This is a genomic window from Bacteroides caecigallinarum, from assembly GCF_016902295.1.
Taxonomy (GTDB): domain Bacteria; phylum Bacteroidota; class Bacteroidia; order Bacteroidales; family Bacteroidaceae; genus Phocaeicola; species Phocaeicola caecigallinarum_A.
Genome location: NZ_JACJLQ010000088.1, coordinates 1 through 2,602, shown reverse-complemented (window position 1 = coordinate 2,602; position 2,602 = coordinate 1). Strand labels below are relative to the sequence as shown.

3 protein-coding genes are annotated in these 2,602 nt (G+C 40.5%); 1 reads left to right on the top strand and 2 read right to left on the bottom strand.

Annotated features, from left to right (window positions below; all coding sequences use genetic code 11):
• Positions 1-71 precede the first annotated feature (71 nt).
• Entirely contained in the window at positions 72-437 is a 366-nt protein-coding gene (locus H6A27_RS14180; protein WP_204509154.1) for a hypothetical protein, read from the top strand.
• A 306-nt stretch (positions 438-743) separates the two neighbouring features.
• On the opposite strand, the gene H6A27_RS14175 is transcribed toward H6A27_RS14180, so the two are convergent.
• Together H6A27_RS14175 and H6A27_RS14170 are read right to left on the bottom strand one after the other, a co-directional pair.
• Entirely contained in the window at positions 744-1,865 is a 1,122-nt protein-coding gene (locus H6A27_RS14175; protein ID WP_204509153.1) for a type II toxin-antitoxin system HipA family toxin, read from the bottom strand.
• 47 nt (positions 1,866-1,912) lie between these two features.
• Entirely contained in the window at positions 1,913-2,266 is a 354-nt protein-coding gene (locus H6A27_RS14170; RefSeq protein ID WP_204509152.1) for a helix-turn-helix domain-containing protein, read from the bottom strand.
• Positions 2,267-2,602 lie beyond the last annotated feature (336 nt).

The window sequence follows — 2,602 nt, the reverse complement described above, 5'->3', positions numbered from 1 at the left end:
GTGTTTTGTTTATAATAAGTTGAATTATAACCATTTAATTCTTTTAATTTATAAATTAAAATTTTTTTATCATGAGAAAAAAGTATTTAAGTGCACTTCTGTTTGGAGCTCTTTTGGTGACTTCAGCAGGAACTTTTACGTCTTGTAAGGCAGATTGTAATGAAATTGGCTTAGGCACTCAAACTATTGGTTTCTGGAGTCCAGAGTTTGTATATGATGCTCATCTTCATATTGATGATGCAACAGTTAGCCGCTGGGGAATTAAAGACATTAATGGCACAAGCTTTACTGTTACCAAGAGACCAGACAATGTAACTGTTGCTAATTTTGTTGTAGAAGTTCATTATGTATGTTTGGACGGAACTCCACGTACTGTATACGTTCCTTACAGAGTAGGTAAGTCTTACGCACATCATATGTTAAGGATGATGGATTAAGCTTCAAATCAGAAAATGAAAATGTATTCACTATCGGTGATATTAAATCTTCAGATAGTAAGAACGAGGGTTATGTTATAATTAACCCAATGAATGTTGCTTATGAAGATGCTGTTCCTGTTAAGATTACAGTAACCGATAAGTGGGGTTATACTAAGGAAGCTAAAATTAATGTTAAGGTTAAACCTAGCGTTGAATAATTAGTATAGATATTTTATAGAAAGGAGTGTGTGTAATATCACACCTCCTTTTTTGATTTCTCTTGAGGAAATGCGCACGCAACTGATACGACAATATGACAATCCATTATCTGCACGTAACATTATTCAATAGCAAGTCTCCACAACTCATATACACCTCATCGAAAATCTCCCGGCAACGCTTTTCGCTCATCTTCGTCTTTACACCAACCGCTATAAAGTCTTTCAGAGTGGGGAAAGCGGTATTGTTGACTGAAGTAGCATGCTGACCGTTATAGCCCTCGGTACACAGTGTCAGGTCGTAGGCAGGTGCCAGATGCCAACACCACTTGCCGACGTCATTTTTCCGTACCAGGAAGCTGAAGTTCTTGCAATGGTCATCCTTATTATCGGTAAGATAGTTGAACACCATACGGCGATACATTTCTTCCACATCCTTGGGGTTTTGCGTCAGATAGCCGGTAAGAGACAGCAGATTAAGATAATCGAGCACAGGCTGCGACAATGACACACAAAGCAAGCCTCCGGCAGTGGCTGTGTGGATACGTTCACCGCCATTGGTCAGGTCGAAGCGCCGTGTAGTGAAATATTTTCCTGCTGTAAGCTTGAAATCAGGAACATCGATGCCGCAGCGTCTGGCTGTTTCATTGTAATGAAACTCCTGTAATCCCATGTCTTTGGGGTCGTAAGTATGGCGGAACTTAACCAGCCAGTGTCCTTCATGATCCGAAAAAACGGCTTTAGGACGGCAGCCTCCGCTATTGCCGCTATTATAAAGCAGAAGTCCGGCATCAGTATCCTGCTGTTCGCGCAATACTTCCAAAGCCTTTTCCTGCAGGAGTTCAAAATCGGAAAGTTCTTCTTCCTTGCTGAGTTTTGTCTCAGGCTCATAACAGAGCGCACCCATTCCATCGTTTCCCACTATACTGAGACGGTCGATAGAGGTCAGATTCCTATCGTCGATTCCCTCACGCATCAGCGCACGGTGCAGCAGGTATCTGCCATAACCGTCGGGCAGACTGTCTTCAAAGATACCGAAATTGCCATAGAAAGGTGTAGGCTTGGCTATGAACAGACCGGACTTGAGAGGCAGTTCAAGCGGGGAAAGACTGAAGCCGTCCGACAACCAGCTTTTATTGTATTCAAACGCACAAAGCCTGTTGTCAGGAGTCAGTGATAACACACCGACTTCTTCGTCGTGATATTTTACTGTGAGCCTGTCTATCATACATCTTCTATTTTACAAGAGTTTATAAGAATACCATGAAACAAGTTCTATTGACCTTCTGTCCTGGCAGAAGATTTTCTATAAGCCCGGCTTTTGCCCATGTTCTTACGAATCTGTGTCAATTCTTCCATTGTGGAATATTTAGGCTGGCTGAAAATATTTTTAATCTCCGAGGTATAATCCAATACCATGGCCAGAGATATGAGATTCTTCAGGGAGATCAGTCCTTTCTGCTCAAAGCGGACTATGTTGCTTACGGCGACTCCGGAAAGTTCAGCCACTTGCTCGCGGGTGAGATTCTTCTCTATCCTGCGTTTGCGGAAATCATCGGCCATAGCTTTGGCCACATCGTCCGCATTGTCAAGCATATAACTTTCAAGTGCTGATAATATATTGTTCATTTCTCACGATTTTATATCAATACAGATAAGATATTATCAGTTACAAAAGTAGGAATTTTGAAGTTAATAAGCAAATATGATTATTGATATGTATCGCTCCTAAGCTTATTATGCTATACATATAGTTCATAAACAGTATTATTTTATAATTAGCAGAATTGTCGGCACGTTTTTCCAACAACAACAAAAGCCGTTACAGCATACTCTATACAAAGGTTCCATTGCATAAAAACATGTATCGTTGTCTTTTATTGCACCAAAAATGTCCCCCGTTCCCCATACATAATTACAAGTACTTATTTCTGTGTGTTTTGTTTATAATAAGTTGAATTATAA